Below are 26,364 nucleotides of genomic sequence, written 5' to 3'. Positions count from 1 at the left end.
GACAGTGGCTTGAGCCTCACCGTGCTACCGTCAGATCAATGTGACGAGTGGGCTGCTTGCCGCCGCGCAGCTCATACAGCATATCATCAACGGGGGCTAGTGTCTTAAGTACTTCACTATTCATAGGTGGGCGACCGAGAGAATAGTTCTCGCGCATTTGCTGCAACGACTGCATGCGGCGGTTGGCAATGTCGTGCATCATGTTTATGCGCTGCTGCATGGCCGGCCGCAGATTATGGTTGTAAACCAATACACGCGTTAGCTCCCGCCATTGGTCATACACCAAGCTAGTCTTGCCCGGAAAAGTGGAATCTATCTTGGCTATTGCTACCTGATTGGCCAAGAATTCAGCCTGGTTTTCGGCCTTCCAGAAACGACCCGCCAGAATCAGGTACTTGCCCAGCGGCTTCTTGTCGGTGCGCTCTTTGGCGGGCAGCACACTCGGCTCCTGCTTTACTTGCGCGGCGGTTTCGGCGTCAAAAGTCGGGAGCACATTCAGCTCCACCGATTTCAGCTCCGTCGAGGTAGTGGCTTTAGAAGCCACGGCAAAAGAGGGTGAAGGTTTGTAAAACTGATTATACAAAAAGCCCCCCACGACGAGCAGCGCCACACCGATGGTAGGTGCCAACCAGCGCCGCTCGGTGGGCTCGTCGTCATAGTCAGTTACAAAGCTTTCACCTTCAGTAAGATGAGGCTGAGCTGCTAGCCCACGACGATGCAGCTCCTGCTGCGCCGCCGTTATAACGTCAGCGTGGTATAGCTCAGGATGGTGGAGGAAATAAAGAAGCTCGGTATCGGTTTTCTGGGTAAATAAATCGTTCGCGTTCGTTGGGCTTGATGACATGCGTAAGCTGGATAGCTGGTGAGAAATAGTAAGAATAATAAACCCCCCAAGTTGGCAAAAAAGCGCGGCAATGCCACCCCTTCAGGGCCAAACCCGCGTATAGTTTAGCAAGTACTTTTTCGCTCTAACTACTTCTGCTATGGCAAACGATCAAAACCAGCCCGAACAACAACCCACCGAAGGCCGCCCTATTCAGCAAGGCAGCGTCTCCCAATCTGATCAGCGCCAGCCCGAGGGTCGCCAGGCGTCCGGGGCCGGCAATGATTCGTTGCGCGGCCTCAACGCCGACGATAACTCCGGCAGCGGCGGCACCGAAGGCGGCCAGGTAATCGAAGGCAAAAATATAAGCGACGGCCCCGAGTATGATGCTCCCGGCAACGCCGCCGAAGGCCATGTAGGCGGCAGCACTACCAGCAGTGGCACCGATGCCTCAGGCGGCGGCAGCGAAGTTGGCCAGGTAAATCTCGGATAATACGCCCTCCTACTTAGTTTTTCTACCTATCATTTACCCCCGATTATGGCAAATAACCAGGATAATCAGTCGGCGACCAACGATGGCTCGAACGCCCCCCGCCCCGAAAACCAACACGGCGTAGCAGCACAGCAGCAAGGTCAAAAGCAGCAGACCGGGGCTGACACCACCGACAATGACGGCAACCACGGCGGTAACCGTGGCGGCAATCAGAATAGCGGTGCGGATGCTAAAGGTAGCAGCAACCGCGGCGACCAGCCCAGCGCCGATCAGCGCAACCAAGGTGGCGGCTCGGATAAGGAGAAATCCGACCAAACCCAAAATACTACGGCCGATAAATCGGACTACGGCAATGGCAACGCCGCCAGCAGTGCTGCAAACGACGGCGGTACCATCGACGACGAGAACAACAGCTAAGTGTCAAGCCTTTAGCTACTAGACGTGTTCCTAAATAGCTTCTTTCTTTTTGGTCAGATGCCAATTCCAAATGCCACAGGCCAGCGCCATAATTCGGTCGTTAAAGGAGGCGGATTTGTTGCGGTAGACTTGCGTGACGCAGCCCAGGCGCTTGGCCCCGCTGATGGCATGCTCGACCGTGACGCGCCGGCGGGCATGCGCTTGATTGGCGGTGCGGTGGGGTTCGGTCAGGGACGTGCGCGGGTTTTTTTGCTGCGCCGGGGCTTGCGGTGGGGCAGGCTCTCGGGGACCACGTCATAGTCGGCGACGAGGCCCAGATAGCCCAAATCGGCCAGCATCTGGAACAAATCAAGCAAGCCCAGGTTGGCGTCAAATTCGGTTTTGAGCATCTGATAATCGTGCGTGGTCCCGTTGGCGGTCGGTCCCAGGTAGTGGATGTAGCGCATCGGGTCGGCGATGAGCGTGTTTTTACGGGTGGGCCTTTTTTTTGCCCGAGTAGTCGGCCGGCCGGTCCGCCGCCGCCTGCGCCCGCTGGTACGGGCGTTCGGTGGCGTCGAGCAGCAACACGGACACGTCGGCAAACACGGCCTGCATCTGGGCCAGCGAGTCGATGGCGCGGGCCGGCAGCACCCCAAGCGTGCGCAAGGTGCGCTCCAGGGCCTTGGCCAGGCGGTGAGCGTGTTCGCAGGCTTTGGAGCGGGGCAGGCCAAAGGTGGCGGCCAGCACGTCAAACGTGGGGTAGGCTTTCAGGTAGTAGAGAATGAACAATAGTTTCTGTTCCGGGCTGGCCAGCACACCCTTGCGCCCGCCGCCGGCCCGGCGCTGACGGGGCCGCTGCTCCGAAAAACGCGCATCGGCTTCTTGCTGGCAGCCCGCCACGAATGGCTCGGACAAGGCGCAAAAAGCGGCCAGGTCCAAGCCCGTTAACGCCCGCATTTGCCGGTCATCTGTTATCGTATGTACATCAAGCATTCTCAAAATTACTATTTGGGAACAAGTCTACTAGCTATTTCGTTGCATAGTAATGCGTTCTATCAAATTGATTGTTCACTTAATTTGGAACCAGCACTTAAGTCATTTCACCTTAACCTTTTAATTTCTGCTTTCTTATGTCAACTCACCCCAAGAACACCGAAACAACCTCCGAGGACAGCGGCGCGGGCCGTGTAAGCACCACCAACAGCGGCCAGGACGGCACTTCCATCAATAAGGCCTTCTCCACCGCCAAAAAAGCCGAGCAAAAAGACGAGAACCAGCAAGGCGGCCAAAACCCCGATACCACCAGCACCCAGGGCAACATGGGCGACGGTGCCGGTATCCGCGGCGACTACGGCGACAGCGACCAGACCAACGGCATGGAAGGTGAAGATGGCGCCGATATGCGCCGCGCCGCCGAGGCCGGTAGCGAAAGCGAAAACTCCGATCAATAGGCGGAGGCAGTAATCCTTCCTGCGGTTATAGCATAGGGGCAAATTTGCCCTCCAGAGGCCCCCAGTACTTACGAAGCTTCATTTGGTAGGCTGAAAGCACGTTCCGGCGTATCTTCCCAGCTATGAAAACTACCAGATGGTGCCAAAGCAGGTGGTGGGGGCCTTTTTGTGGGGTAATAATTGGGTTGAGTACGCTAATCAGCCATAGAGCAGCGGCCCAGACAGGCAACCCGTTGCGCAGCTTGCTGCGCGCCGATACGGCCCGTTTCGGGCGGGTGCTGCGCGCCCCAGCGCAGTACCGCATCCAGATAATCTACACCCAAATAAACCGCGACGCCCAGAATAAGCCGCATTTTCGCTCTTACACCTACGGGGGGACAAATCTGCGACGCTACTTCTATCCGGCTAGTACCGTGAAGCTGCCGGCCGCCGTACTGGCCCTCGAAAAGCTGCGAAAGCTGCGTGCTCAGTATCCTGAGCTAACGCCGGAATCGCCCTTACGGATTGACTCTGCCTTTGCCGGCCAAACCCGCGTGATGCGGGATTCTACCAATGCAACGGGCCGGGTCAGTATTGCGCACTACATTCGCAAAGTGCTGTTGGTGAGCGATAACGACGCTTATAATCGACTGTATGAGTTTCTGGGGCCGGGTGCGCTCAATGCGGAGCTGCACCGTCGGGGCTACCGGCGGGTGCGCCTGATGCATCGCCTCTCCGTGGGTGACCAGGAACCCGGCTCGCGCCACACCAACCCAATGGTGTTTTTCGCTGATTCGGCGCTGAAAACACCTGTATATCAACAGCCTGCCAGGTTTTTTCGGGTGCCTGGCCCCGGCTTGGGCTGAAGGGCGAAAAGCTGGGCCGGGGCTATATGCAAGGCGATAAGCTGGTGGAGCAGCCGCTCGACTTTAGCACCAAAAACTACATTTCCCTGGCCAGCTTGCAGGACGTATTGCGGGCGGTGTTATTTCCGGAAAGCCTGCCAGAAAAACGCCGTTTCCAACTCGATACTGCTGATTATGAGTTTCTGCGGCGGTACATGTCGATGCTGCCGCGGGAAAGTAAGAACCCACGCTACGACTCGCTGGCGTACCCTGACAACTACGCCAAGTTTTTGCTGGCGGCCGGTCCGGCCAGGCCGTTGCCGCCCGGCGTACGCATCTTCAACAAAATCGGGCAGGCCTACGGGTTTCTGATTGATAACGCCTACATAATAGACGAAGCGCGGGGCGTAGAGTTTCTGCTTTCGGCCGTGATCTATACGAATGCGGACGGCATTCTCAACGACGACCAATATGAGTACGATGCAATTGGCTTTCCATTCATGCGCGATTTGGGCGAGGCCGTGTATCAACATGAGCTAAAGCGTCCGCGCCGCTACCAACCTGATCTGAGGAAATTCAACACGGTTCAATGAGAGAAAATTATCAACATATGTAACCTTTTGTAAGAAAAGAATACTTCATAACAAGTTGTCTAAAAGGATGTTAATAAAATAATTGGCTATTACAGCACAACTATTGGATACGTTTCAAAGGTGGTTAACAACAAATAGTCTGACTAAGAGTAAACGCTATTACTTACAGCACAGTCAAGCCCTAAACGGGCCGTTTTGGCTTAATTTAACTGTGTGAAAAAGTAGCCGCTATATTGCATGAGTACCAAGCCTGCCTTTGATTTGGGGCGAGCCATTGAGAACAAAAAATGCCCCCCAGTGAGCAAATTTCCCCGAATATGCATGGCCTGCGCGTTATTTCCACGCCGGACTATTACCACCGGCAGGTGCGGGAAACTCCAGATAGCGAGTTGATTAATCTCGCGAAATTTATTCCTAGCCTCGTGCTGGATATTCGCTACGCCACCGCTGCCAACCTGCTCGGCAGGCCTTTATACCAACAGCCCGTTGCCTATCTGCGTCGGCCGGCCGCTACCGCGCTACGGGCCGTACAGAAAGAGCTGGCTACCGTCGGAATCGGATTAAAAGTTTTTGACGCCTATCGGCCATACAGTGCCACCGTGGCTTTCTACGACCATGTGCGCGACGAAACCTACGCGGCTCCCCCGTGGCGCGGCTCCCGTCATAATCGGGGCTGCTCGGTGGATGTTAGCTTGGTGAGCTTAAGTACAGCGCAAGAGCTTATTATGCCCACCGACTTCGATGTCCTGACGCCGGCCGCCCACGCCGATTTCTCAGAAGCTCCTACGCTGGCTCTGCTTAACCGCGCTGTGCTGCGGGCCGTTATGAGCCGGCACTGCTTTGAGCAATACCCCGGTGAGTGGTGGCATTTCGATCATAAGTCTTGGGAAAAGAACGACTTGCTGGACCTTGAGTTTGGCGCTCTGGGCTAAGTGCTATCCACTGCGCTGTGAAGGGCTTTGAGAAAAGTAGCAAAGTCTTTATATTCAGGCTGTAAACTCGTATGCTGCCTTCTCTGCTATGAAAACCTTCACTGTTACAACCCACGGTCATCGCCTCGAAATCAGCGCTAGCTATTGGAATGGCCGCGAAAAAGTAGTCTGCGACGGACAGATAGTATCGGAAAAACGCAGCTTTCTTTTCCTGACACCCCACCTGTTTACCGTAGCCGAGGCCGGAAGTGAGGTGGTATATGAAGTCAATGTGTTGAGCGGACTGGCTGGTATGGGCTACGTGGTGCGACGTAACGGCATTGCGGTAGCAGCCAGCTGACGTGAAGAAAAGGGCTACGACTGAAAACCAGGATTTTGGTTAGCCACAAGCCTGTACGCTTTCCGTCGCTGGTGTGTGTACTTTTACGGGCCTCTTACCCGTTTATGTGCCCATGCCCCCATTGCTCTCCATTGATTTCCGTGCTTTCTTTTTCTTATTAATGTTGAGTGGGCTACTAAGTGGTCCCGCTGCGCGTAGCCAAAATGCCCCCCGAAGCGGGAAATGCGTGGCGTTTGGATTGCCAGCGTCGAGAACATTGACTGGCCCAGCCGCCGCTCGCTCACGCCCGAGCAGCAGCGCCGCGAGTACACCCAAATGCTCGATACGCAGAAAAAGAATGGCATCAATGCCGTGTTCGTGCAGATTCGGCCCGCTGCTGATGCCTTTTACCAAAGCGACCTGGAGCCGTGGAGCAAGTGGCTCACCGGCCAGCAAGGCAAAGCCCCCAGCCCCGCCTACGATCCGCTCCCTTTCCTGATTAACGAGGCCCACGCCCGCGGCATGGAGTTTCACGCCTGGTTTAATCCTTACCGCGCTTCCCTCGATTCGGTGACGAGTAAGCTGGCCGCGAATCATCCGTACCGGCAGCATCCTGAGTGGTTTTTGCGCTATGCGGGCAAGCTGCTCTTTAATCCTGGCCTGCCGGAAGTGCGCGGCTACATCAACAAAGTCATTCTGGACGTGGTGCGCCGCTACGATATTGACGGGGTGCATTTCGACGATTATTTCTACCCTTACCCTGAAGCGGGTCAGGTTATTCACGACGAACTCGCTTTCCAGCAATACAACCCGGATCAGTTGAAGCTGGCTGACTGGCGCCGCCAGAACGTCAATACGCTGGTGCGGGATCTGCACACCAATATTCAGAGCACGAAGCGCTGGGTGAAATTTGGCATTTCGCCCTTTGGTGTCTGGATGAACCAAACCAGCAACCCCGAAGGCTCGGGCACGTCGGCTTTCGAGGGCTACTCGGGCCTTTATGCCGATGCCCGCCTTTGGATGCAGCAGGGCTGGGTCGATTATATTCTGCCTCAGCTTTATTGGAGCACCACGTTCAAAGTAGCTTCCTACCCTGTGCTGCTGGACTGGTGGGCGCGCAACCGCTTCGACCGTCACCTCTATATCGGGCAGGGCGCCTACCGCATCTTCGAAACCAGCAAGCGCGACCCTTCCTGGCGCGACCCAACTGAGCTGCCCCGCCAGATACGCCTCAATCGTTCCTACCCGACGCAGGTAAGTGGTAGCGTGTTTTTTAGCTCCAAATCATTGGTAGCGAACCCGCTGCACGTAGCCGATACCCTGCGGCAGAATCTGTTTCGCTACCCCGCTTTGGTGCCTACAATGCCTTGGATGGATGCGGTGCCGCCCCGCCCGGCTCAAAACCTGGTACTGACCCGCACTGGCCGCGCCGTAAGCCTGCTCTGGCAACCCGGCCCCGCCGCCACCGATGGTGATGTGGCCCGCTACTTTGTGGTGTACCGCTTCGGCCCCGGCGAAACGCCTGCTCCTGACGACCCGAGCCATATTGTAGCCCTCGTGCCCCGGCCCGCCAATAATCTTCCCGCCCTGGTAGATACCACTGCCCGCCCCGGCGTGGAGTACGCTTACTATATCACCGCCGTTGACCGTCTGCACAACGAAAGCCCGCCCGTGCGCGCCAGTACGGCGGCCGGCTCGCCAGTGTTGGTGGCGCAGGCGCCGCCAGTTGCACCAACGCCAGCACCGGCTACTCCGTCCGCAGCCACTCCACCGCCAGCCCGACCTGTGCCACCCGTTACGCCCCGGCCTACTATCAGCCGGCCAGCATCTAATACTACCAGCAAGACTAAAGTGAAGATGAAAAAGCGCAAGCGCGGCGGCTTGCTGAAAGGCATATTTGGTAGATAGCTCTGAAGATGTAAGTTATTCAACAAGCAAAATGCCACACAAAAAAGCCCCCCAGAACTTCTAGGGGGCTTTTTTGTGAATGAAAATACGATACTCTACAGCGCTTTCACGGCCAGCGTCACAGCCACATCAGTAGCCGAAGTGCTGTTAATGCCTGTGACGGTGAAGATGGCATACTGATCGAGGCCGCGCACCCGCGCTACCACCACGTCACCAACCACCACATTGTCCAGGGTCGTAACCTGGTTAGCCGCTACGGCCGTCAGGAAAGTCTGTCGGATGCTATTGAGCGTGGCGCTGGTATAGGCTGCGGCCGCGCCCGTAGTCAGCCGTACGAAGCGGGTGGGTGTAGGTGTGGGAGTGCCCGTAGTTGGGTTCAACGTTTGTAGGCGCACGGCGTTGCTGGCAGTATTGGTAATAGCAACATCCTTAGTACCAACTGGACCGGCCGCAGCTACTGGCGTAAACGTGGTTAAGTCTAGGGCAGCCATGTCGCCGCCGGTAGTACCCGTGTACGTGAGTGTGATATTCCGCGCCGCCGCTAGCGCCATGGGCGTAGCGGGCGTAATGGCGCTCGAAGTGACCGAAGCCGTACGGGCCGGCGTGCGCACTTTGGCCTCGAAGCGGAACGTAACAGCCTGCTCCGCCGAGTTGGCCGGAACAGTTGCATCAACACTTAGCGTCGTAGCCGCCCCGGTTTGGCCACCCGCGGCAGGCAGGCGCTGGCGCAGCAAACGGCGCTCAGCCGCGGTGCCGACGCGCACGTAGGTAATCAGGCTGTCGAGGTCCTTGTAGAGAATGCTCGTGGCGGGCGTAGTAGCCGTGGCCGCCGTCACGCCGTTCACGTTCAAAGTCAGGTTGTAGCGTACCACGTCGCCGGCTACTACCGGACCGGCCGTGGGCGCGGTTACGTTCGTGACGCTGTTTATGCGAATGGTGGGCGTAGCTTCCGCTACCCGAAAAGCGGCGAAGCGGGTTTTCGACTGCCCATTCTGGCTGACTACGCGCACATCCACCCGAATCAGCGCTTTATTGGCGGCTTCGGGCACTACGTAGCGCACCACCAGCGTGTCGGCCCGCTTCAGGCGGGAGTAGGCCGGCTGATACGGAATCGTCTGGACCAGCACCGAGTCGCGGCTGGGCTCCACTTTTTGCAACACCTGTATTTCCCGAATCGGGTCGGTTTGGGTCGCAAAGTTCAGCTCCAGGGGCACGACTTCGCCCACGGCGTATTTGGTGGCCGGGGTGAAACTGGGATTGGCCAGCACCGTCGGAAACTGCGGGCCGACTTCGGTATAGTACTCGTCCAAATCCTCTTCGCAGCCGGTGATGAGGCCCGTGAGCGTCAGCAGCAGGAGAGGAGCGTAGCGTTTTAAAATATGCTTCATATGCAGCGTTGCGGAAGTAAGTCAGAAAAAATGGATTGGGGGGCAAATTCAGCCTTATTTCTGGTCCCACCATACCGGCTGAGCAATGTAATCGGGCGCGTTGGCCCCGAGGCGCGCAATCTCGTTCGGATTGTACAGCACCTCAGTAGCACCGGGCAGCAAGCGACGCGGGAAGCGGATGCTGGCCGGCGTGGTAGGCGTAGCCGCGGTTACCAAGGCAGAATTCACCGGGGTAGGCACCCGGAAATTGACATAAATGGTCGGGTCAAAGTCGAAGCGGCGCAAATCCGACCACGACTCCGGGTTCAGGAACATGGCGATGTACTTCTGCTCCATGATGTTTTTCAGCGTCAGGTCGGCCGCAGTCTGGGGCACGGCGGCGCTGGCCAGGTAAGCCGCAATCTGAGCCGCGGTGATGGGCGGATACGTGACGGTAGAGATTGTCGTGTTCGTGCCGCCCACGCCTATTTTGCGCATATGCGCCCGGATGCCCTCCTGAAACGCCGTGAAGGCCCGTGCGCGGTTACCCGCCCGGAAAGCGGCTTCCGCCTCAATGAATTTCAGCTCGTGGTAGGTAATCAGCTCAAAGTAGCCCAGGTCGCGGGCGTACCAGCTGGCGTAAAAATCGGTGAGCGGGGAGCCCGTAGCCAGGTTAGCCGTAGAAGGAGTGCCCACGCCGGGGTCAGCGCCGATGCTGGTGAGGGTAGCCATAATGGGCAGACGGGGATCGGCTACGCCAAACGTGCGGCCATCCAGATACTTAATGAAGTTGGCCGAGAAGGTAGCCGCCGCGAAGTTGTTGCGGGTGGTGCCGAAGATGTTGGTGGTGTTGGTGAGCGGGGCCACGGCTACCTCAAACTGAAGCTGAGCGTCATCGGCCGTGGTCTGGAAGCCCTGATCAACCAGCGCCAGAATAGCATTGGGGTCATACAGCGGAGCACCTTTCTTGGTCAGGTGGTGGTTCTGGCGCGCCTTGAGCGAATACGCCAGCCTGATCCACTTGCTCACGTCGCCCCGGTACAGGATGTCGCCGCTGACGCTGGGAGCAGTTACGTAGAGGGGCCGGAAGTTTGCCGAAGCCGGCTTGCTCATTTCCGCGATGCCTTCGTCCAGCAGTTTATTAATGCTGGCGTAAATCTCTTCCTGCGGGTCATACTTGGGCGTGAAGTTTTGGGCGCCCTGGAAAGCCTCGGAGTAGGGAATGTCGCCGAACATATCGGTGGCGTGGCTCAGCACCAGCGCCATCATGATTTTGCCGGCCCCGATGTAATACACGGAGCCCTCCGCCTCGGCCGCCTTGATCATGGTCGGAATATTGCCCCCCGAGTAGAAATAGGTGTAGTTGAAGGAGTTGGTGCTCTGAGCGTTCGTAAAAAAGTACGTGTCAACCCCATTGTTGGCCGCCCGGCTTACCAGGTACTGGGTAATAAAAGGGGTACGCAGCGCCGTAAACATCTGCGTTTGGGCCCCATTGGCAATGATGCCGGGAAGCAGGAAATTAGGCGTAGACGTGGTGGGGTTGTTCGGATCGGTGTTCACGTCGAGGAAATCGTCGCAGGCAGTGAACATACCGCCGCCCAGCACCAGGCCCAGCAGGAGAATGAGTTTTTTCATAAAAAGGAAAGACAGAAAAGCCCCAAAAAGCCCCCAGTGGAGGCAGGGCTAATGAAGTTTAGAAAGTGACGCGTACGCCCATATCCACGCCGCGCGTGGCTGGCACGCTGCCGTAGTCGAAGCCAGTGGAGCCGCCCTCGCGCACGCCGGCACCGGCGGCGGAGGTTTCGGGGTCGGCGCCCGTATAGTTGGTGAGCAGCAACAGGTTGCGGCCTGTCACGCTCAGCTCCACGCCTTTAATAAAGGACTGACCAAACACCGTTGTGGGGAGGTTGTAGCTCAAGGTGGCATAGCGCAGGCGCGCCCACGATACATCTTCGATAAAGGCCGACCCGACCGTGCCCAGAATGCTCTGGTAATAAGCCTGCGACAGTTCTACGGGGCGGGTATTCTCTACGTAAGTAGTCGAGCCGTCGGTATTCGGGGTGGCAATCACTCCGTCGAAAACCGCCTCCTTGTAGCGGTCCAGGGTGCGCTCACTCAGACCGGTGCGGGTGGCAAACCAGTCATTGCCGTTCACTACTTTGCCCCCTTGCGGAAATCGAGTAGGAAGGTGAGCAGCAGCCCTTTGTAGGTAAAGGTATTGGTCAGCTGGGTCGTAAAGTCCGGGGCGCGGTCGCCCTGGTAGGTGAAGTTGGCGTTTACCAAGGGGAAGCCGGTAGTAGGACTAACCAGCACCCGGCCGTCGGGGGCGCGCTGCCAATCGCTGGCGCCGATACCCGTAATCGGTTTGCCGGGGTAAGCAGAGCCCTGAGCATTGTCGATAATAAAGGCGTCCGACTGGTTTACCACCGTGAGCACGCTAGGCAGCTCTACCGTTTTGTTTTCGTTGTGGTAGAAGTTGGCCAGCACGTCCCAGGTGAAGTTGTTGGTTTTCACCGGCGAGCCAGTTAGGGATATTTCAATGCCCTTGTTCTCCACGGTGCCGCCGTTGATGTATTGCAGAATGAAGCCCGCCGCCTGACTTACGCGGGGCGCGATAAGCTGGTCGGTGGTGCGGGTGCGGTAGACGTTGGCATCCAGACCCAGGCGGTTTTGCAGAAAGCGCAGCTCCAAGCCCAGCTCATACGAGCGGCTACGCTCGGGAATAAGCAGGCTGTTAGAGCCAAAGAAGCCGTTGCGGAAGCCGCCCCCGATGTAAGTATTAGCCGCCAAAGGCGACTCCACGCGGTAGGGCCCGGTGTCTTTGCCCACCTCAGCAATGGAGCCCCGAATCTTGCCATAGTTCAGAATGGGGTTCTGCTCCAGACCCAGCGTGCGAGTAAACTCATAGCCCGCGCCGATAGAGCCGTAGCCAAATCCTTTACCGTAAATCTTGTTCTGGTCGGGGCGGGGTAGGGTGGACGAAATGTCGTAGCGCCCACTCAGCTCCACGAAGAGCTGGTCCCAAAATACAAAGCTCAGCTGCCCAAAATTGCCCACCAGCCGCCGGGTTACGTCGCTGGTCAGCGCGTTGCGGTTTACAGTGTTGTTGATGCTGACAAAGCTTGGATTTTGAAAAATCAGGCCGATAATATCCGTTTTATCACTCTTGTTCTGCTCCACCGTGTTGCCCAAAATCAGCGTGCCGCTGAAGTTTTCGCTGAACTGATGATTGAGGGTCGCCAGGAAGTTGGAGTTCAGAATGCGGTTCGCATTCGTAGATTCGGCAATACCGCCATCCTGGTTGTTTACCAATGAGGTGCCCACAGCCCGTACCGAGCGCACCCGCTCCTGGTAGAAGTCGGTGCCTAGGGTGTAGCTGAAATTCAGCCACTTGTAGGCGGCAAAGTTTAAGGTCGCGTTGCCGATAAAGCGGTTGGTACGGTCGGTTTGGGGGTTGCGCTCAACGGTGAAGTAAGGATTGTCGGCGTCGCCGGCACTGGTAGCAGAGCCTACGAGGCGGCGGCGGGTGCCGTCAGGGTTGAGATAATTGCGCGTATCATCGTTGCGGGGCCAGCTAAGCAAGCTGATCAGATAGCCCCCCGAGCCCTGAAACAAGCCGGGGCCCTGCACTGGCCGCTCCCCACCCGAGTTCAGGTAGTTGGCCGAAGCGTTGGCGCTGAACTTGGGCGAAATCTGCACCGTGCCGGCCAGGCGCACCGAAGCTTTGTCGTACTGGCTTTCGGGCGCGATGCCCTTGGAGTCGAGGTGCTGCACGGAAAGCAGGAAGCTGGCTTTTTCCGTGCCGCCCGTCATGTTCAGGTAGTTCTGGAAGGAGGTGCCTCGCTGGTAAAAATTCTCTAGGTTGTCGAATACTTCCTCCCCAGGGGCAAAGCGCGGACCCCAGGAGAGACGGGTGTTAGGGTCAAAAATGCCCCCCGTACCCTGTTTGTATTGGTCCTGCAGCTTCGGCAGACGGTTTACCTGATCTACGGAGAATTGAGTGCGGTAATTAAGAGTAACCCGGCCGCCGGTGCCACTCTTAGTCTTGATAATTACAGCGCCGTTGGCAGCGCGCAGACCGTAGAGAACGGCAGCCGCCGGGCCTTTCAGTACCGTCATGCTCTCAATATCCTCGGGATTGATGTCGGAGGCGCGGTTGGTAGTGCCCACCGAGCGACCCAAAATGCCGTTGAAGGATGAGCCACCACCCGGCGCCGTTGATTCGGCAAACGAAGAGTTATCCATAATTACGCCATCGATGACGAACAGTGGTTGGTTGTCGCCATCAAGCGAGGTGCCGCCCCGAATCACGATGGCCGCGCCCTCGCCGGGGCCACCACCCGAGCTGGTGATGTTTACGCCCGCGATTTTGCCCTGCAAAGCATTCACGATATTGGGCTGGCGCGAGTTTACCAGTTCTTTGCCCTGCACTTCCTGCACGCTGGTCACAATGCTGCGCTGCTCCTTTTCAATACCAAATGCGGTCGTAACCAATACTTCCCCCAGGTTAGTAGTGCTGGTGGCTAATGCCACGTCAACGGTGCCAGCCGTAGCGGGGCGCTCCTGGGCGGTATACCCGATGAAGCTGAACACCAGAGTGCTACCTTCAGCTACGTTGGTGAGGTTATAGCGGCCTTCCGCGTCGGTTTGAACGCCATTGGTCGTGCCTTTCACTATCACGTTTACGCCCGGCAGGGGCGAGCGGTCATCAGCGGCGGTTACAACGCCGGTTACGGTTCGGGTGGTTTGGGCGTGGGCCGGCGGGGCTAGCAGCCACCCCAGCGCCAGGAAAAACCATAGAAGTTTTTTCATAGAAAGGAGAGAATAGTGAACGGGAAAGAAGGGGGATGAAAAAGAAAAGACCGGAACCCGAGCGCTCAAAGCAGTTGGATTCCGGCCGTAAAAACGTCCTGGTTTAGTGGGGGGCAAAACACAGACAGCAAGTGATTCTCATAAAGAAAGGGGCAACATGATGAAAAAAGAGGTGGCTACTCGACAACAGTTATTTCGTTTTGCCCAAAAGCTACTCAAAAAAGAAGGGTTAAAACTAAAAACGTTGTGGTACGCGCACAACTATATATGTGATTTTATTTAGTAGCGCTTATCTTATGCACATCAGGGCTGGAGGCGAAAGTACGTGGGGGGCTTTTTTAGCCGTCTGAACCAGCTGCTTTGATTAAGAAAGAACACCATGCTGCGGTCCTGCCAGGTAGGCGCTCCGACTACCCATCTGGCGGAGTGTGCCTGACCTGCGGGAAGCACTTCAGTATTTAAGTATAGTTTTATTGAAACTGGCATTTATCCCATATATTGATGATGCTGAGTTTCTTCCTACTCTCCTTTCTTTCACTTCAATTTCTCCTTTTATGCGTAACACCTACCCATTGAGGCTGGTCCTGTCAGTAGGCTGGCTTCTTATGTGCGTGCTCTTAACTACGCAGCTAGCGGCGCAATCTGGTGGCGCCGCGCGTCAGCCCTTTACCCTGCAGGGGCGCGTTGTGGATGAGCGCGGGCAGGGGCTGCCTGGCACTACGGTTTTGCTTGGGGGCACCACCCTCGGCACGGCCACCAACGCCGACGGCTCCTATAGCCTGCCTGTACAAGTAACCCCCGGAACTTACACGCTGACATTTTCCGCTATCGGCTACCGGGCCCAGTCTCGGTCCATCAGTCTGGGCAGCACCCCCACCGTAACTACCGACGTCACCCTGACGGAAGCCTTCCAGACCCTGGATGATGTGGTCGTAATCGGCTCCACGATCAGCGTAAACAAGCGGGAGCTAGGCAACGCCATCAGCACGGTGACGGCTCGCGACATAGAGCAGGCCGGTACGGGCGGCGCGCTCAATGCCTTGCAGGGTAAGCTGCCCGGCGCGCAAATTGTGCAGAACTCCGGCGACCCTTCGGGTTCCATATCGGTGCGGCTGCGGGGTATTCACTCGCTGCGGGGCTCTTCGGATCCGCTCTACGTAATTGACGGCGTGATTGTGAGTAACAACAGCGCGAACGTATCGCAGCTGGCCGCGGGTCCCGACATCGGGTCGGCCAACGCCGGCCAGAACCGCCTCGCCGATCTTAACCCTAACGACATTGCCAGTATCAACGTCATCAACGGGGCGGCGGCGGCCGCCCAGTACGGCTCGCGGGCCTCAAATGGGGTGGTGCTCATCACCACCAAGCGCGGCAAAACGGGCACGGCGCGGGTTTCAGCCTACGCCAGCTTTAATATAAACGAGTTGCGCAAATCAGTGCCGGTGAATACCTACGGCCAGCAGTTCGGCTTTGCGGGGCTACGTCTGTACACGATTGGTGCCCCCTCGCCCCAGCAGATAGCCGCCAACCCCGGCATTACGACCACGGGCATCACGCGGGCTGGAACCACCACACAGCTGGCCACCAACTTGGTCGATGCGCCGCGCTACGACTACTTCAACGATATTTTCCGGACCAGCTACGGTACCGACAACGGCGCGTCTATCTCGGGTGGGGCTGAGCGGACCCAATATCTGGTGTCGGTGGGCTATCTGAGAAATCAGGGTATCATTGACGGTACCGATTTCACGCGCTACAACGTGCGGGCTCGCGTCGACCAGCGTCTGGCAAACTGGATTCGGGCTTCGGCAGGGGTGGCTTATAACAACAGCTTTTCCAATGAGAAAGCCAACGGCAACGTATTCTACAGCCCAATCAACTCGATTAACATTACCAACAACATCTACGACATCAACCGGCGTGACCCCAATGGCAACCTGCTGGCTGTAGAGCCTACCCGTGTTAACCCGCTGTCCACTATTGAGGACATGAAGTTTACGCAGCGAATCAACCGTACCATCACCGACCTGCAGGTAAATCTGACACCATTTAAAGGTTTTTCGGCAGACTATATTCTGGGGGTCGATACGTACTCGCAGGCGGGCGAAAATTACATTCGGCCCTACCCGTATCAGGCGGCGGCCGGCCTGCCGCTGCAGCGCTACCCGTTCGGTTTCGCAGCCAACGCCAACAACAACGTGCTGCAACTCAACTCCGACGTGAACCTGGGCTACGACCGGCAGCTGACCGAAAACTTCAAGGTGACGCTGCTGGCTGGCTACAGCTACCAGTATTTGCGCGGGGAACTGGTGCGCACGCAGGGGCAAAACCTGGCGCCGACTATCACAACCGTTAGTGGTGCAGCCAGCAACACGGTAGCTTCCAGCGCTGATCTGGATCAATTTAATTTGAGTGGTATTTTCGGGCAGGCCACCTTTGGCTTTCGAAACCTGGCTTTCCTGACGGGGGCCATCCGTCGCGACCGGTCGTCGAAATTTTCCTCCTCCGAAACCAATCAATATTACCCCAAGGTGAGCGCCTCGGTGGTGCTCTCGGATCTGGGCTTCTGGAGGGATGCGGCGTACGCCAAGACCTTCAACTCGCTGAAGCTGCGCGCCAGCTACGGTGAGGCTGGCAACTTGAACGGCATCGGCTCTTATGATCGGTTTTATCAGTTTACTCCCATTGGCTTTCAGGGCCGCAACACCTTCTTGCCCAACGCGCGGCTAGCTAACCCGAGGGTGCGGCCGGAGCGCGTGACCGAACTGGAAGCCGGAGCTGACCTTGGCTTTTTCAACGACCGACTTGGGTTGGGCGTAACTGTGTACAATCAGAAAACCACGGATTTAGTAGTGGACCGGCCACTGGCGCCGTCGCGGGGTGGTTCGTCTATCGTTGAGAACGTAGCCCGGCTTAATAATAAGGGCGTAGAGGTGCAGCTGAATGCTGTGCCGGTGCGAACTGCCGATTTCAGCTGGGATTTCACGGCCATTTTCAGCCGCAACCGCAATAAGATAGTGGACTTAGTGGGTTCGGCGGCCATACTCGTCGATAACGTAGCCGGCGCGCCGGTATATCTCATTAATGGACAACCAGCGGGCGTATTTTATGGCTCGGCTTACGCTCGCAACCCCGATGGCTCCCTGCTGCTTACCCCCCAGGGTTTCCCGCAGGACGAGCGTACCACGGGTCAGGGCGTCGGCTCAATAGACTTTGTGCCGGCGCGCACTGCTGAGGGTCAGCCCAGCTACGCACCGGGTACTACTATTGCCAACGTAGTTATCGGTAATCCCAACCCGGACTGGACTGGCTCCTTCAGTACCAGTTTTACCTACAAGAAACTCTCCTTGCGAGTACTGCTCGATGCCGTGCAGGGCGTGGACGTATTCAATGCCGACTATCGGACCCGTCAGGGCGTGGGCCTGGGAGACTTGGCCGAGCAAGAGCTGCGAGGTGATCTGCCACGCGGCTACATCTTTGCCGTTTACAATACCCAGGAATTCCGCATCGATGATGGCTCGTTTGTGAAGCTCCGCGAAACGGCTCTAACTTACACGCTGCCTCCCATCAGCAAGTTTATCAGCGACTTTAATGTGTCGCTCATCGGCCGCAACCTGTACTCGTGGGATGACTACAAGGGCTTCGACCCCGAAACCAGCGCAGGTGGCGCTTCCGATTTGTTTCGGGCTGTGGACTTTGGCAATGTGCCGATTCCGCGCACCTACCAGCTCCGGTTGTCGGCTACGTTCTAATGAAGTACCCTCTTCTCCAAACTCGCCATTCCATGAAAAAGATACTAATACTGCTGGCTGTGCTGTCGATGGCGACGAGCAGCTGCGACAAAGAATACCTGAACCCCAGCACTGGCAGAGACGTGCAGGTACTAACCAACGCCGACGGCCTGATTACGGTGTGCAACGGCTTGCAGGCCCGTTTCACGACGGGCGGCGCGCTGAGCCCGCTTTATAACACGGTAGCGGCTGGCGGCCTGAGTACCCGCGAGCTGACAATCTTAAACGTGGGTAACATTGAAGAATTTAACATCAGCCTCGGGGCCGGCAACGTCATCAACCTCAACGGGGTGGTGCGCAACCTCTGGACCCAGTCGCAGCTGGTGCGCGCCAATGCCGACCTTGTGCTAGCCAACGCCAACATCGCCGTTGACCCCGGCACGCGTAGCGGCATCATTGCCTACGCCAGCATCTTTCGGGCCCTGGCAATCGGCACGCTGGCGCAGTATTTTGAGCAAGTACCGATAGTCACGCAAGTAAACGCCCCGTTCGTGAGCCGGGTGCAGGCATTGCAGTCGGCCGTAGAGCAGCTGGAGGCCGCCGCCGCGCAATTGAATACCGCGCCGGTATCGGCTGACTTCAACAGTAAAATTGTTCCGGGCATCAACCTGCCCAATACCGTGCAAGCCCTCATTGCCCGCTACAGCCTGCTGGCCGGCGATTATGACAAGGCCATTGCCGCCGCAGGGCGGGTAGATCTGGCAAGCCGCTCCGTGTTCACTTTCGACGAGCTGGCCCGCAACCCTATATTCGAGGTGGCTTTTGGCAACCGCAACGTGTTTGAGCCGACCAACGTGAGTCTGGGCCTGACCGGCGGCTTTGCCCCGGAGGCCGGCGACCGGCGTATCCCGTTCTATACCCGCGCCGCGCCCACAGCCACCCAAAACCGGGGCACCGGCTTTTACACCGCCAGCGCGGCTCCTATTCCGGTCTACGTACCCGGCGAGATGCTGCTGATTCGGGCCGAAGCCTACGCCCGCAAAAACGACCTGACCAACGCCGTGCTGGAGCTGAACCGCGTGCGCACCAGCACCGCTGCCGCTACTACCACTGGCACTGCCGGCTTGCCTACGGCTCCTCCCGGTGCCGGGCTGGCTCCGTACGCTGGTCCGCTCACCCAGGAAGCCGTGCTACTTGATATTCTGCGCAACCGCAGCGTAGAGCTGGCTTTTCAGGGCTTCCGCCTCGAAGATAGTCGCCGCTTCAACCGCCCCGGGCCGGGCGCGGCCGGCTCCGAGCGCAACCGCAACTTTCTCCCCTATCCCCGCACGGAGCGCGAGAATAACCCCACCACCCCCGAAGATCCAGCTATATAGGGCCACTGTTTGACGGCTTATGTGTCCTTCGACTTGACGGCCAGAATTGGGGTTAAACTACAACTACTCAATTTTTAACAGCTGGTTTCTGCTTCAAGCGGAGGCCAGCTGTTTGCATTGGATGAGAAGCGGGTAGCTGCCACTGCTTGGCACATATTTGCTAAGCCATAACGGATGGCGCGGTGGTAATTCATAGCTTCGGAAATCAAAAGTTCTGTCATCCGGCCGCAGGAAGGACTTTTCCACACCATAGCAAGTTTTGAATACACTAGTCGTTCAATGGGGATAAGGTCCTTCCTGCGGCCGGATGACAGAATAAGTGAAAAAACTGCAATTCTAAATAGCTTTGATTCCCTCACCTCTTCCTCAACAAACTCTATGAACACCACGCAAGCTGCCGTAGCTACTACCGGAACCGTGCCGCTGGTGGAGGCCACCGGGCCGGGCCGACTCGTGTCGCTCGATGTATTTCGGGGCATCACCGTCATGGCCATGATACTGGTGAATAATCCCGGCAGCTGGGGCCACATCTACGCGCCGCTGGAGCACGCCAAATGGCACGGCTGCACGCCCACCGACCTGATTTTTCCTTTCTTCCTGTTCATTGTGGGCGTCAGCATCGTGTATGCCCTCGACTCGGCCCGGCAAGACCCAAGCCGCCACTCACAGCTATTGATGCGCATTGTGAAGCGCTCGGCTATTCTGTTCGGGCTGGGGTTGTTTTCGGCGCTCTTTCCCAGCTTTGTATTCGAAACGGTGCGAATTCCGGGCGTGTTGGCTCGTATTGCTGTCGTATTCCTGGTGTGCGGCACCATATTCCTGAAAACCAACTGGCGCACGCAGGCGTGGCTGCTGGGGGGCATTTTGGTGTTGTATAACGTGCTTATGCAGGTGGTGCCCGTGCCGGGCTTCGGGCCTGCCAATCTAGAGCCGGCTACTAACCTCGGCGCCTGGCTAGACCGCTTGATTTTGGGCGAAAATCATCTTTGGAAAGCCAGTAAAACCTGGGACCCCGAAGGCCTGCTGAGCACCGTGCCGGCCATTGGCACGGGCTTGGCTGGAATATTGGCTGGCCAATGGCTGCGGCGTCGCAATACGGAGCCTGCCACCAAAGTGGCGTGGCTTTTTGTAGCCGGTGGGGCTGCTATTGTGCTGGGAATGATCTGGAATGGGTGGTTTCCGATCAATAAAAGCCTCTGGACCAGCTCATACGTGCTCTACACCGCCGGTATTGCGGTGGCTATGCTGGCGGCGCTCTATTGGGTCTGCGACGTGCACGGCTACCGTGCCTGGACCAAGCCCTTTCTGGTGTATGGCGTCAATGCCATCACCGTGTTTTTCCTGTCGGGCTTGGTGCCGCGCCTACTGCAAATGATCAAAATTCCGGTTGCGGCCGGTGAATCCGTGGGCCTGCGCACTTGGCTTTACGATACGTTTTTTGTGCCCTATTTCAGCCCTATTAATGCCTCGCTGGCGGGCGCTATCGTATGCGTGTTGATCTGGCTGGGTGTTTTGTGGGTAATGTACAATCGGCGGATCATTATTAAGGTCTGAATCGCGGATTTTGCAGATTAATCGGATTACCCAGATTTTGGTGACGATTACTGTGATATAGATATACTGACTTTTAGTTTTGTAAAATGCTGTTGGATAGCAGGTATAATAAGATAACTGAGAAGGTGATAGGGGCCGCCATGCAAGTCCATCGGCTGATGGGTAATGGCTTTCAGGAGGTGATTTATCAGCGGGCTCTAGCTTTTGAGTTGGAAGAGCAAAAGGTAGGATTTGTAAGGGAGATTGAGATGCCGATTTTCTATAAAGAAAAGGAAATAGGCTCGCGCCGGGTTGATTTTTTAGTAGAAGAAATGGTACTGGTGGAGCTCAAGGCATTAGCTGAAATCACACCAGTTCACCATGCTCAAATCATCAACTACCTGAACGCCTACCGCCTGGAAATTGGCTTGCTTATCAATTTCGGTGAGCCTAGTCTCCGCTTCAAGCGATTCATCAAAGGCCGCTCAAACCCCACTCAAACCCCACTTAATAACCATCAAATAACAGGTCAGTGAATCCAAAATGGCCTAAATCGTCACCAAAATCCGTGGAATCCGATTAATCTGCAAAATCCGCGATTCAGAAAGTATAGCCCGCAAAATCCTGACGGAGCTTGGTCTTGAGCAGCTTGCCCGTGGCGGTGTGAGGCAACTGATCCACGAACTCCACGGCGTCAGGCGTCCACCAGCGGGCAATTTTGCCTTCAAAGAACTGCAATAGCTCTTCTTTAGTGACCTGGGCATCGGGCTTGAGTACTACCACCAGCAACGGCCGCTCACTCCACTTAGGGTGGGGCACGCCGATGACGGCGGCCTCGGCTACGGCCGGATGGGCAATGGCGTGGTTTTCCAGATCAATCGACGAAATCCACTCCCCGCCCGACTTGATAACGTCCTTGGAGCGGTCGGTGATGTGCATGAAGCCATCGGGGTCGATGGTGGCTACGTCGCCGGTTTTGAACCAGCCGCTTTGCGTGAGTTGGCCCGGCTCGCCGGCCCGGAAATAACTGCCCACGATGAAAGGGCCGCGCACGAGCAGGTCACCGAAGGCGACGCCGTCGTGGGGTAGTTCCTGGCCGGCATCGTCCACAATTTTCATATCTACCCCAAAGATGGCCCGACCCTGCTTGGTTTGAATGGCAAATTGCTCATCGGCAGAGAGCAGCAGGTGCTTGGCTTTGAGCGTGCAGGCGGTACCCAGCGGGCTGGTTTCGGTCATACCCCAGGCGTGGCGGATTTCAATGTGCAGCTCCTCATCGAAGGCTTTCAACAGCGCTGGCGGGCAGGAAGCGCCGCCTACTATCATGCGCTTGAGGGTGGTGAATTGCAGCTTTTTCTCTCGCATAAACGTCAGCAGGCCAAACCAGATGGTAGGTACGCCGGCCGTGAAGGTGACTTTTTCCTGCTCATACAACTCGTAGAGGCTGGCCGCGTCGAGGCCGGGACCGGGCATTACCAGCTTGCAGCCGTTTAGGGGCGCCACGTAGGGAATACCCCAGGCATTGACGTGAAACATGGGCACTACGGGCAATACCGTGTCGCAGGCTGAGCAGTTGAAGCAGTCGGGGAGGGATGCGGCGTAGCTGTGCAGCAGGGTGGAGCGGTGGGAGTAGAGCACGCCCTTGGGCTCATCGGTGGTGCCGGACGTATAGCAGAGCGAAGAAGCGGTATTTTCGTCGAACACGGGCCACTCGAAATCGGTGGTTTGGGCGGCCAGCAGCTCTTCGTAGCAAAGCAGCTCGCCGGGCAAAGCTGAGTCGGCGGGCATGTGGGCGCGGTCGGTGAGCAGGATCCAACCGGCTACTTTGGGGCACTGGGGGGCTAATTTCTCGGCCAGCGGCAGAAAGGTAAGGTCCAAGAAAATATAGCTGTCCTCAGCGTGATTGATGATAAATACCAGCTGCTCGGCAAACAGCCGCGGGTTGATGGTATGACAAATGGCTCCCAGCCCCGACACGCCATAATACAGCTCGAAGTGGCGGTGGTTGTTCCAGGCCAGCGTCCCGACTCGGTCGCCCATCCCGATGCCCAAATTCTTGAGCGCGTTGGCTAGCTGCTTGCTGCGCTGGTGGGCCGCGTGGTAGGTGTAGCGGTGGATGCCGCCTTCCGTTAGGCGCGACACAATTTCGGTGTCGGAGTGCCACTTGGCTGCGTGTTCGAGAAGCCCCGCGATGCGCAGGGGCTGGTTCATCATCAAGCCGAGCATAGAAAAATAGGTTGGGTGGGAAACGGATAATACCGTTTTCTAAGCTAAGAAAAACAACGAGGGGCCTCAAACTCCGGCAACGATTGGCCTCACCCCGGCCCCCTCTCCCCAGGAGAGGGGGCCGGGGGGTGAGGCCAATCGTTGCTTAGTTTTCCTTCAGCACCGGCGATTCAGTAGGCGTACTTTTGCCCTGCTGCACAGCTTCGATGGCAACCTGCAATAAGTGGCTGCGCACGCTCAGGTCGCTGATCTTATTGTTGTTGCGGGTGGGGTTTACACGGTTGGAGAGGAAGATGACGGTAAGATCATACTGCGGATCGACCCAGAAGTAGGTACCGGTGTAGCCCGTGTGGCCGTAGCTGCTTTGGCTGGCGTTTTTGGCCGAATTCACTGATGGGTTGGCCGCGGGACGGTCGAAGCCCAGGGCGCGGCGGTTGTCGGGGCAGAACTGGCAGCGCGTGTACTCAGCCATGGTTTCGGACTTGATGAGCTGCTGCCCGCCATATTTGCCATTCCAGGCATACATCTGCACTACTTTCGCCAGGTCGTTGGCGCTGCCGAAAAGGCCTGCGTGGCCAGAAACGCCCCCCAGCAAGGCCGCGCCTTCGTCGTGCACGGTGCCGTGGAGCTGGTCGTGGCGGAATAGGGAGTCGTATTCGGTGGGAGCAATGCGGCTGAGTGGGAAGCGGCGGGTAGGATTGTAGCCCATAGTCGTGGCGCCCAACGGCTTATAAATCTCATCGACCACAAACTGATTGAGCGGCTTGCCCGAAGCCGAGCGCACAAACCACGGCGACATGATAAACGACAAGTCGGAGTACACGTAGCCGGGCTTCTCGTTCAGCGGCGACTCGGCAATGGCCTTGCGAATCCGCTCCGGGAAATCCTTGCGGGCCCACAGGTTGGAGGCAGCCTGATACGGGAAACGGGCCGACGAATCGGCGCGGAAAAAGCGGCGGTTCAGCTCCGACGGCTTGGTGACTGATACGTCGGCTGCATCGGGGCTTTTACCAAATAGCTTATTGAAAATGCCGCGCGGCTTGGTGTAGTCTTTCCAGAACGGAATCCAGGCCTTGAGGCGGGCTTGGTGGGTGAGCACGTCGCGCAGCTTCAAGTCCTGCTTATTCGTGCCCACAAATTCAGGATACAGCTGCCCCATGGTCATGTCAGGGTTGAACTTTCCCTGATCCTGGAGGCGCATCAGCGCCGGCAAGGCCGCCGATACTTTGGTTACCGACGCCAGATCGTAGATATCGGTGTTCAGCACGGGGCGCGGTTTTTTGCCCCCCAGGCGCGGATTGTTGGCGTAGTCGTGGGTGCCGTAGCTTTTGCGCAGCACTACCGTTCCTTTGCGGGCAATCAGCACCTCGCCACCGGGAAATGCCTGCGCCGCCAAAGCCTGCTGCATCATCGAGTCCACGCGGGCTTCGAGGTTGTTGCTCATACCCACGGCTTCGGGGTAGCCGTAGCTCAGGCGCATGCCGCCCTGGGTACTCAGGCCGAAGCCGCGCGGGTATTGGTCGGAGATGGTAACGGGCAGCTTGCCCTGGGCACCGATGCCGCCAAAAATCATTTGGGCGGTCAGGTCCTGGGCGTTTTTGCTTTCCTGATACGCCAGCACGACGGCGTCGGCGCGGGCCAGGTCGCGGACTTTGGCCACGGCGTAGGCATTGCCAAATACGCTTACCACGATGCGTTGTTTGGTGGTGGCCAGCTCGCGCAGCAGCACGTTGGTTTCCGGCGTCACGCCAAAGTTGGTAGCCGGCAGCCGGCCCAGATTATTGAGGCCGATGAGCAGCGTGTTGTAGCCTTTCAACGCCTCCCGGATCTTCACCAGCTCATCCAGCGTAGGCGTGGCCGATAACCAGAAATGGTCGGCCGGGGCATAGTCCGTCACCATGCGCTGAAAGTCGGTGGTGTCTTTGGTACCGATAGTGACCGTAGCAATGCGCAGCGTGTCGAGGCGCTGCAAGGGCAGTAGGTTTTTCTCGTTGCGCAACAAGGTCAAGGACAGCTCGCTCAGGCGCTGGCTCAGATAGTTGGCGTGGGGCGTGTTCAGGTCCTGATACAGGTTTTTGAGGTCGATAGGCTGGTACTTATTCAGCCCCGCCCACTCCTTCAGCGCCAGCACCTTGCGGCAGCGGCGGTCAATTTCTTCCTGCGTGATTTCGCCCCGATTAATAGCCTCCCGAACCATCGTCAGGGCCAGCGGAATATTTTTGGAGAACTCCAGAATGTCGTTGCCGGCCAGCAGGGCCCGCACATCGCCTTCGCCGGGCGGAAACATGTTGGTAAGGCCCTTCATGTTCATGGCATCCGTGAAAATGACGCCCTCAAACCCCATTTTCTCCTTCACCATCCCCGTCACGATGGGCTTGGACAGCGTGGACGGAATGCCCGTGCTGTCGAGGGCCGGAATGTTGAGGTGGGCAATCATAATGCCCCCCAGGCCCCGCCGCATCAGACTACGGAAGGGAAACAGCTCCAGCGTATCAATGCGGCGCTGGTCTACCCGAATGAGGGGCAGGGCCAGGTGCGAGTCCGTGTCGGTGTCGCCGTGACCGGGGAAGTGTTTGGCTACGGCCAGAATGCCGTTGTCCTGCATACCGCGCATGTACTGGTAACTCTTGGCGGTTACTTCCTCGCGGTTGTCGCCCCAGGAACGAAAGCCGATAACGGGGTTGGCGGCGTTGTTATTCACATCGACCACCGGCGCAAAGTTGACGTGCATACCGGTGCGCTTGAACTGTCGGGCAATTTCGGCGCCCATCTCGTAGAGCAGAGCCGTATCCTGCACGCCGCCCATGCTCATCTGGTAAGGAAACCGCGTGGTACTGTCCAGGCGCATACCGATGCCCCACTCGGCGTCCATGGCCACCAGCAGCGGCACTTTCGCCTGCGCCTGATACCTGTTTAGCAGCTTGCTCTGGCGCACCGGCCCGCCCTGGAAGAAAATTAGCCCCCCGACGCCGTACTGCTGCACCAGCTGCGACACGGAGTCTTCGTCGATGCGCTTGCGGTTGGAGTAAGCCGCCACCATAAAGAGCTGCGCCACCCGTTGGTCGGGCGTGAGCGTGGCCATCACCGAGTCAACCCAGCGCGACTTGGCCGCCTGGGAGGCAAAAGGCACCGGCGCGTTGAGCGGGCGCGGCTTGGCGGCAGTGGTTTTAGACTTTAATTTTGTCGGGCGCTGGGCTGAAGCATCAAATGAGCTCAGCAGTACTAGTAGCAGCCACAGAAACGGAAGGGAGCGGAGGAAGGACAAGATGAGAGCAGAATGGGTTGGGGGGCTAATTTACGGTTACACCACAGTAAACGCACGAGAGTTATTTTTTGCATCTATAAAAATGATGAGAAATTATAGCGGACTTCATGTGCTTACTTATCGAAGCTGTTTAGGAAGTCGAGAGAACGTCATGCTGAGCCTGTCGAAGCATCTCTACCGCTTCGTTGAACTACTCTAGCGAAGCGGTAGAGATGCTTCGACAGGCTCAGCATGACGTCCCGGTTTACTTTGGAGGACTTCCTAAACAGCTTCATCATCACTGCAGCCAAGCGAATCGTGCGCGAAGGAGTTAAT

The 26,364-nt window shown here is 57.4% G+C and carries 22 protein-coding genes; 12 read left to right on the top strand and 10 right to left on the bottom strand.

The window, feature by feature from the left end; genetic code table 11:
• Window positions 1-16 precede the first annotated feature (16 nt).
• Window positions 17-844: a hypothetical protein gene (locus MKZ35_RS10530; protein WP_482513250.1), complete on the bottom strand. Its 828-nt coding sequence runs from the start codon at window positions 842-844 to the stop codon at window positions 17-19.
• A gap of 139 nt (window positions 845-983) precedes the next feature.
• Between MKZ35_RS10530 and MKZ35_RS10525 the strand changes: the two genes are divergently transcribed.
• Both MKZ35_RS10525 and MKZ35_RS10520 read left to right on the top strand, forming a co-directional pair.
• On the top strand, window positions 984-1,316 hold the full coding sequence (locus tag MKZ35_RS10525; protein ID WP_482513249.1) for a hypothetical protein: 333 nt from the start codon (window positions 984-986) through the stop codon (window positions 1,314-1,316).
• 45 nt (window positions 1,317-1,361) lie between these two features.
• Complete coding sequence (locus tag MKZ35_RS10520; protein ID WP_482513248.1) at window positions 1,362-1,733, top strand: hypothetical protein; 372 nt, start codon at window positions 1,362-1,364, stop codon at window positions 1,731-1,733.
• Window positions 1,734-1,763: 30 nt separating this feature from the next.
• On the opposite strand, the gene MKZ35_RS10515 is transcribed toward MKZ35_RS10520, so the two are convergent.
• The 3 genes from MKZ35_RS10515 to MKZ35_RS10505 are packed head-to-tail and all read right to left on the bottom strand — an operon-like array spanning window position 1,764 to window position 2,705.
• Complete coding sequence (locus MKZ35_RS10515) at window positions 1,764-1,964, bottom strand: hypothetical protein (protein ID WP_482514731.1); 201 nt, start codon at window positions 1,962-1,964, stop codon at window positions 1,764-1,766.
• Window positions 1,961-2,179 (bottom strand): hypothetical protein, encoded by a 219-nt coding sequence (locus MKZ35_RS10510; protein WP_482513247.1) that lies wholly within the window; start codon window positions 2,177-2,179, stop codon window positions 1,961-1,963. The genes MKZ35_RS10515 and MKZ35_RS10510 overlap by 4 nt, the downstream gene beginning before the upstream one ends.
• 22 nt (window positions 2,180-2,201) lie before the next feature.
• On the bottom strand, window positions 2,202-2,705 hold the full coding sequence (locus tag MKZ35_RS10505) for a helix-turn-helix domain-containing protein (RefSeq protein ID WP_482513246.1): 504 nt from the start codon (window positions 2,703-2,705) through the stop codon (window positions 2,202-2,204).
• A gap of 137 nt (window positions 2,706-2,842) precedes the next feature.
• Between MKZ35_RS10505 and MKZ35_RS10500 the strand changes: the two genes are divergently transcribed.
• From MKZ35_RS10500 to MKZ35_RS10475, 6 genes are all read left to right on the top strand, one after another.
• Window positions 2,843-3,163, top strand: a complete 321-nt coding sequence (locus MKZ35_RS10500) for a hypothetical protein (protein WP_482513245.1) — start codon at window positions 2,843-2,845, stop codon at window positions 3,161-3,163.
• A gap of 122 nt (window positions 3,164-3,285) precedes the next feature.
• Window positions 3,286-4,008, top strand: a complete 723-nt coding sequence (locus MKZ35_RS10495) for a serine hydrolase (protein ID WP_482513244.1) — start codon at window positions 3,286-3,288, stop codon at window positions 4,006-4,008.
• A 26-nt stretch (window positions 4,009-4,034) separates the two neighbouring features.
• Window positions 4,035-4,580 carry a serine hydrolase gene (locus tag MKZ35_RS10490; protein ID WP_482513243.1) on the top strand — a complete coding sequence of 182 codons (546 nt, stop codon included), beginning with the start codon at window positions 4,035-4,037 and terminating at the stop codon, window positions 4,578-4,580.
• Window positions 4,581-4,897: 317 nt separating this feature from the next.
• On the top strand, window positions 4,898-5,512 hold the full coding sequence (locus tag MKZ35_RS10485; protein ID WP_482513242.1) for a M15 family metallopeptidase: 615 nt from the start codon (window positions 4,898-4,900) through the stop codon (window positions 5,510-5,512).
• 88 nt (window positions 5,513-5,600) lie between these two features.
• Window positions 5,601-5,852, top strand: a complete 252-nt coding sequence (locus tag MKZ35_RS10480; RefSeq protein ID WP_482513241.1) for a hypothetical protein — start codon at window positions 5,601-5,603, stop codon at window positions 5,850-5,852.
• Window positions 5,853-6,074: 222 nt separating this feature from the next.
• Window positions 6,075-7,739, top strand: coding sequence for a glycoside hydrolase family 10-like protein (locus MKZ35_RS10475; RefSeq protein WP_482513240.1), 1,665 nt, complete (start codon window positions 6,075-6,077; stop codon window positions 7,737-7,739).
• Window positions 7,740-7,834: 95 nt separating this feature from the next.
• On the opposite strand, the gene MKZ35_RS10470 is transcribed toward MKZ35_RS10475, so the two are convergent.
• The 4 genes from MKZ35_RS10470 to MKZ35_RS10455 are packed head-to-tail and all read right to left on the bottom strand — an operon-like array spanning window position 7,835 to window position 13,918.
• The gene (locus tag MKZ35_RS10470) at window positions 7,835-9,127 is read right to left on the bottom strand and encodes a hypothetical protein (protein ID WP_482513239.1); all 1,293 of its coding nucleotides are present in this window, start codon (window positions 9,125-9,127) and stop codon (window positions 7,835-7,837) included.
• A gap of 54 nt (window positions 9,128-9,181) precedes the next feature.
• On the bottom strand, window positions 9,182-10,741 hold the full coding sequence (locus MKZ35_RS10465) for a SusD/RagB family nutrient-binding outer membrane lipoprotein (protein WP_482513238.1): 1,560 nt from the start codon (window positions 10,739-10,741) through the stop codon (window positions 9,182-9,184).
• Window positions 10,742-10,799: 58 nt separating this feature from the next.
• On the bottom strand, window positions 10,800-11,261 hold the full coding sequence (locus tag MKZ35_RS10460) for a hypothetical protein (RefSeq protein ID WP_482513237.1): 462 nt from the start codon (window positions 11,259-11,261) through the stop codon (window positions 10,800-10,802).
• Complete coding sequence (locus tag MKZ35_RS10455) at window positions 11,261-13,918, bottom strand: SusC/RagA family TonB-linked outer membrane protein (protein WP_482513236.1); 2,658 nt, start codon at window positions 13,916-13,918, stop codon at window positions 11,261-11,263. The genes MKZ35_RS10460 and MKZ35_RS10455 overlap by 1 nt, the downstream gene beginning before the upstream one ends.
• Window positions 13,919-14,472: 554 nt before the next feature.
• Here MKZ35_RS10455 and MKZ35_RS10450 point away from each other — a divergent pair.
• From MKZ35_RS10450 to MKZ35_RS10435, 4 genes are all read left to right on the top strand, one after another.
• Entirely contained in the window at window positions 14,473-17,670 is a 3,198-nt protein-coding gene (locus tag MKZ35_RS10450; protein WP_482513235.1) for a SusC/RagA family TonB-linked outer membrane protein, read from the top strand.
• Between the two features lie 32 nt (window positions 17,671-17,702).
• The gene (locus MKZ35_RS10445; protein WP_482513234.1) at window positions 17,703-19,025 is read left to right on the top strand and encodes a RagB/SusD family nutrient uptake outer membrane protein; all 1,323 of its coding nucleotides are present in this window, start codon (window positions 17,703-17,705) and stop codon (window positions 19,023-19,025) included.
• 378 nt (window positions 19,026-19,403) lie between these two features.
• On the top strand, window positions 19,404-20,579 hold the full coding sequence (locus MKZ35_RS10440; RefSeq protein WP_482513233.1) for an acyltransferase family protein: 1,176 nt from the start codon (window positions 19,404-19,406) through the stop codon (window positions 20,577-20,579).
• Between the two features lie 86 nt (window positions 20,580-20,665).
• Window positions 20,666-21,094 (top strand): GxxExxY protein, encoded by a 429-nt coding sequence (locus MKZ35_RS10435; RefSeq protein ID WP_482513232.1) that lies wholly within the window; start codon window positions 20,666-20,668, stop codon window positions 21,092-21,094.
• Window positions 21,095-21,158: 64 nt separating this feature from the next.
• On the opposite strand, the gene MKZ35_RS10430 is transcribed toward MKZ35_RS10435, so the two are convergent.
• Window positions 21,159-22,784, bottom strand: coding sequence for a 3-(methylthio)propionyl-CoA ligase (locus MKZ35_RS10430; RefSeq protein ID WP_482513231.1), 1,626 nt, complete (start codon window positions 22,782-22,784; stop codon window positions 21,159-21,161).
• A 145-nt stretch (window positions 22,785-22,929) separates the two neighbouring features.
• On the bottom strand, window positions 22,930-26,049 hold the full coding sequence (locus MKZ35_RS10425; RefSeq protein ID WP_482513230.1) for a serine hydrolase domain-containing protein: 3,120 nt from the start codon (window positions 26,047-26,049) through the stop codon (window positions 22,930-22,932).
• Window positions 26,050-26,364: the final 315 nt, after the last annotated feature.

The organism is Hymenobacter sp. R533113, from assembly GCF_056835965.1.
This window is presented reverse-complemented; position numbering and strand designations above follow the sequence as displayed.